This window comes from Streptococcus sp. DD10 (assembly GCF_001578805.1).
Taxonomy (GTDB): domain Bacteria; phylum Bacillota; class Bacilli; order Lactobacillales; family Streptococcaceae; genus Streptococcus.
In genome coordinates this window covers 598,746-603,368 of sequence record NZ_KQ969157.1, presented here as the reverse complement: position 1 = coordinate 603,368, position 4,623 = coordinate 598,746, and the positions used below count along the sequence as shown (strand labels likewise).

The window sequence follows — 4,623 nt, the reverse complement described above, 5'->3', positions numbered from 1 at the left end:
TCGTTAGATTGGCTATTTTGGTGCTAAAAAAGACTGGTTATCCAGTCTCTTTGTTAGTTATCAAATTCTTTCAGAAGTTCTCAATTATGTCTTGTAATTCTTGCAGATTTTCGGCGGTTGCTTTATTTTTGATAAAGTTCCATAAGAAAAATCTGAAGAATTCTTATGTAATTTCTTATAAAATTAAGCTAGTATGTGTTTCTCAATAGCTTTAGCAACCCCGTGATTGTCATTACTATCAGTAATGTAATCGGCAAATTGTTTGACATGATTGCTAGCGTTTCCCATAGCGATACTGAGTCCCGCAAACTCAAGCATTTCAATGTCGTTATCTGCGTCACCAATGGCCATTACTTCATTTGATTCCAATCCCATTTTTTGTGCTAGTCGTGCGAGTGCGCTAGCTTTCGTTATGCCAGAAGGCATTGCCTCATAGATAACAGGTTGTGAACGAACTCCACTAAAACGATTTGCAATAATATGCGCAAATCGGGATTCAAAGTCATCGACTTGAGATTCCGTTCCTAAAAACATAGCTTGAAAAAGAGTGTATTGGTGTTTTTTGATATCACTTAAACTGATTTCGGTCGGAGTGGTGAAGACGAGTTTTGCATCTGCTTCGATGATAGAATTTGCGGCACCTCCTAGGACGAAATAATGTTCTTCATCTATCAGTGTTAGTTGAACTTGACTTTGCTTAGCTAAGGATTCTAAAAATTGGATGTCTTCTAGAGTTAATTCTTCCCAATCTATCAAATCCCAGTTAAGAGTTTCATGGATTGAACAGCCATTATTGACGATTGCAAAACCATTTTTTTCAACAAGGCCTAACTGTTCGTAGTAAGGTTTTACACCAAAGAGAGGCCGTCCAGTGCAAAGTACTAGTTGTACCCCTTTTTTGATAGCTTTGTGTATCGCTTCGATGTTAGTCTTGGAAATTTTTTTAGCACTATTTAGAAGTGTTCCGTCCATATCAAGAGCAAGTAATTTTATCATTTTGATTTTGCCTCCTATTTTCTCCTTGTATTATAGCATAAGTTAGTTGTTATCAATAGTTAAAAAGTACATTCTTACCAGAGAGCTTTTAAACTTCTTATAGGGAAATCTCATAAAATATGGTATAATCTTAAAAGAATGAAGGAAAAAGGAAGAGAAGATGAATTTAGAAGAACTGAAAAATAGACAGAAAAAAATTCGTAATTTTTCAATCATTGCGCATATTGATCACGGAAAATCTACTTTAGCAGACCGAATATTGGAAGCGACAGAAACAGTATCTAGTCGCGAGATGCAAGCGCAACTCTTAGATAGCATGGATTTAGAACGAGAGCGTGGCATTACCATTAAATTAAATGCTATTGAGATTAACTATACTGCTAAAGATAGTGAAACCTATATTTTTCACTTGATTGACACACCAGGTCATGTTGACTTTACTTATGAAGTTTCTCGTTCGCTAGCAGCTTGTGAGGGAGCGATTTTGGTGGTTGATGCAGCACAAGGGATTGAAGCTCAGACACTGGCGAATGTCTATCTTGCACTTGATAATGATCTTGAAATTTTACCTGTAATTAATAAGATAGATTTACCAGCTGCGGATCCAGAACGAGTGCGGACAGAAGTAGAAGATGTTATCGGACTTGACGCTAGTGAGGCAGTCTTAGCCTCAGCTAAGGCTGGTATTGGGATTGAAGAAATTCTTGAACAAATTGTCGAAAAAGTACCAGCACCAACTGGTGATGTGACTGCTCCTTTGCAAGCTCTTATCTTTGATTCTGTTTACGATGCTTACCGTGGTGTGATTTTGCAGGTCAGAGTTGTAAATGGAGTTGTTAAGCCAGGTGACAAAATCCAACTAATGAGTAATGGTAAGACTTTTGATGTTACTGAGGTCGGTATTTTTACACCTAAGGCTGTCGGACGTGACTATTTGGCAACAGGAGATGTTGGTTATATCGCTGCATCTATCAAAACAGTTCAAGATACGCGTGTTGGAGATACAGTAACTTTGGCAGAAAATCCAGCCAGTGAGCCTTTACACGGCTATAAACAGATGAATCCGATGGTATTTGCCGGACTCTATCCAATTGAATCGAATAAATATAATGATTTACGTGAAGCGCTTGAAAAATTACAACTAAATGATGCAAGTCTCCAGTTTGAACCTGAAACATCACAAGCCTTAGGCTTTGGATTTCGTTGTGGTTTCTTAGGTCTGCTTCATATGGATGTCATTCAGGAGCGATTAGAGCGTGAGTTTAACATTGACCTTATTATGACGGCTCCTTCAGTTATTTATAAGGTAAATCTAACAGACGGCGAAGCAATAGATGTATCAAATCCATCTGAGTTTCCAGATCCAACAAAAATTGCTTCCATTGAAGAACCCTATGTCAAAGCTCAAATTATGGTGCCACAAGAATTTGTTGGTGCAGTGATGGAGTTAGCTCAACGTAAACGAGGGGATTTTGTAACTATGGACTACATTGATGAAAACCGAGTCAATGTCATCTATCAAATCCCACTAGCAGAGATTGTGTTTGACTTCTTTGATAAACTCAAGTCTTCTACGCGTGGTTATGCTAGCTTTGATTATGAATTGTCTGAGTATCGTCCATCTAAACTGGTGAAAATGGATATACTTCTAAATGGGGACAAAGTGGATGCTCTTAGCTTTATCGTTCACAAAGATTTTGCTTATGAACGTGGCAAATTAATTGTTGATAAACTCAAGAAAATAATTCCTCGTCAACAATTTGAAGTTCCAATTCAAGCAGCAATTGGTCATAAAATTGTTGCCCGAACTGACATTAAGGCTTTACGTAAAAATGTATTAGCAAAATGTTATGGAGGGGATGTTTCACGTAAACGTAAACTTCTTGAGAAACAAAAAGCAGGTAAGAAGCGGATGAAGGCTATCGGTTCAGTTGAAGTTCCTCAAGAAGCATTCTTGTCTGTGCTATCGATGGATGAAGAATAAATCTAGTAACGAATAGGTAATTTTAGATTGAAGAAAAGTTTATTTTATAACCTTTCTTCAATTTTTTTTAAATGAAAGAAGTCGTAGTAACAATAAAAAGTAAGAATCATAGTAAATTTTAATTATTTACTAATTTTTTCCTAGTACACTTTTAGTATGTATGCCATGAAGGAATTTCTTCATAAAATTAGATAAACAAATCAGCTGAGACAGTCGAGTTCTTTATAGTTTCTAAAATTTATGCTAGACTGTAAATGAAGAAAACGTTCTCAAGAAGGATTGATATGAAGAACAAGTTTAGAATAGGAACAATAGTTTTCCTATCTGTTTTTGTATTGAGTGCATGCAGTGATTCTACAAAGAAAGATGCTGTTACATATTCTACGAAGGACAGTTCTACTGTTGTAAGTAAGGATTCAACGTCTTAGGAGAAAAAGCCGTCAACTCGAACGACTAAACGTGTAGGAATTCCAGGGTTTGGTTATATTGATATTCCAAGTACATGGGTGAAATTTACGGATATTGATGGCGGAGATAGTTTACAGTATACAGATGGTACAGCTTATAATATTGTAACAATGAATAGTTTTACAAAGGAAAAAGCAAATGTTCCAGAAGGAACTGAATTCAATGCAGAATATCTTGCTCAAAAACTAGCCTATATGTGGCAATCTAACATAGATGTTGAAAAGTTGTCGGGAGCAAAAGTAAAGGTTGCTGATCTTGAAGCGTATCAGCTCAATATTATCATGAAATCAGGACAGTATTTTATTACGTGGATTTTTCAAAGAGATGAGAAAGTTTACACGATTTCCTTTGAAGGAGAGAGTGAAACATTGAAGACCTTTATTCCGCTAATTGAAGAAACTTGGAGTATGGATGGAACAGGAGTTGTTGCTGATTAACTACTATTAAAAAAGAATATTATGTAGCAGTGGCTACTTAAAGAACGACTTTACGATAGTTGGTTAGTCTTTAGAAGCGATTTTCAAAAAAAACTAAATACAAGAGGAGAAACACTGATTTATTAGTCGTAATTCTTTCTTACTCCTTTTTAGCAATGTTTATGTTATAATGCTTTTATTGCTTTATATAAGGAGGTGAACGATGACACAGGAAATAGATATTGAAAAATACCATCAATTAGCGTTGCAAAAACAGAAGGAACACAGGAAATTTCTAGCTAATTTAAAGAAAAAATCACCTAAAAATTTGGATAAAATAGCCCAAGAAATTCATAATCAAGTTTTTCAAGAGATAGATTGTACTGCCTGTGCAAATTGTTGCAAAACATTAGGACCTGATTTTAAAGAAGCAGATATTGTACGAATTGCGAAATATTTTAAGATGCGACTGCCAGCGTTTGAGGCTGAATTTTTGGAAACAGATGAAGATGGAGATAAAGTTTTTAAATCAATGCCTTGTTCTTTTTTAGGAGAGGATAATCTTTGCTCAATATATGATGTTCGACCAAAAGCTTGTCGTGATTATCCACATACAGATCGCAAAAAAGTTTATCAAATCAATCACTTAACTATTAAAAATACCTTAACTTGTCCAGCTGCATTTTTGTTTGTTGAGAGGTTGATGAAGGAAGTATAACTAATCCATACATACAAAAAACTTCGCCATCTGGAGAAGTT

At 35.6% G+C, this 4,623-nt stretch carries 3 protein-coding genes and 1 pseudogene; 3 read left to right on the top strand and 1 reads right to left on the bottom strand.

What is annotated here, in order from left to right:
- Positions 1–183 precede the first annotated feature (183 nt).
- Positions 184–996 carry a Cof-type HAD-IIB family hydrolase gene (locus STRDD10_RS02685; RefSeq protein ID WP_067192886.1) on the bottom strand — a complete coding sequence of 271 codons (813 nt, stop codon included), beginning with the start codon at positions 994–996 and terminating at the stop codon, positions 184–186.
- A gap of 160 nt (positions 997–1,156) precedes the next feature.
- Between STRDD10_RS02685 and lepA the strand changes: the two genes are divergently transcribed.
- The 3 genes and pseudogenes from lepA (at position 1,157) to STRDD10_RS02670 (ending at position 4,582) form a co-directional block, all read left to right on the top strand.
- On the top strand, positions 1,157–2,980 hold the full coding sequence (gene lepA / locus STRDD10_RS02680; protein WP_067192885.1) for a translation elongation factor 4: 1,824 nt from the start codon (positions 1,157–1,159) through the stop codon (positions 2,978–2,980).
- Between the two features lie 284 nt (positions 2,981–3,264).
- A pseudogene (locus tag STRDD10_RS02675) lies at positions 3,265–3,885 on the top strand (hypothetical protein).
- A gap of 202 nt (positions 3,886–4,087) precedes the next feature.
- Positions 4,088–4,582 carry a YkgJ family cysteine cluster protein gene (locus STRDD10_RS02670; RefSeq protein WP_067192883.1) on the top strand — a complete coding sequence of 165 codons (495 nt, stop codon included), beginning with the start codon at positions 4,088–4,090 and terminating at the stop codon, positions 4,580–4,582.
- The last annotated feature ends 41 nt before the right edge of the window (positions 4,583–4,623 follow it).

What these genes read in the sequence shown, in the direction of transcription:
- STRDD10_RS02685 (WP_067192886.1), bottom strand. Translation starts at nt 996, where the DNA reads ATGATAAAATTACTTGCTCTTGATATGGACGGAACACTTCTAAATAGT.
- lepA (WP_067192885.1), top strand. Translation starts at nt 1,157, where the DNA reads ATGAATTTAGAAGAACTGAAAAATAGACAGAAAAAAATTCGTAATTTT.
- STRDD10_RS02670 (WP_067192883.1), top strand. Translation starts at nt 4,088, where the DNA reads ATGACACAGGAAATAGATATTGAAAAATACCATCAATTAGCGTTGCAA.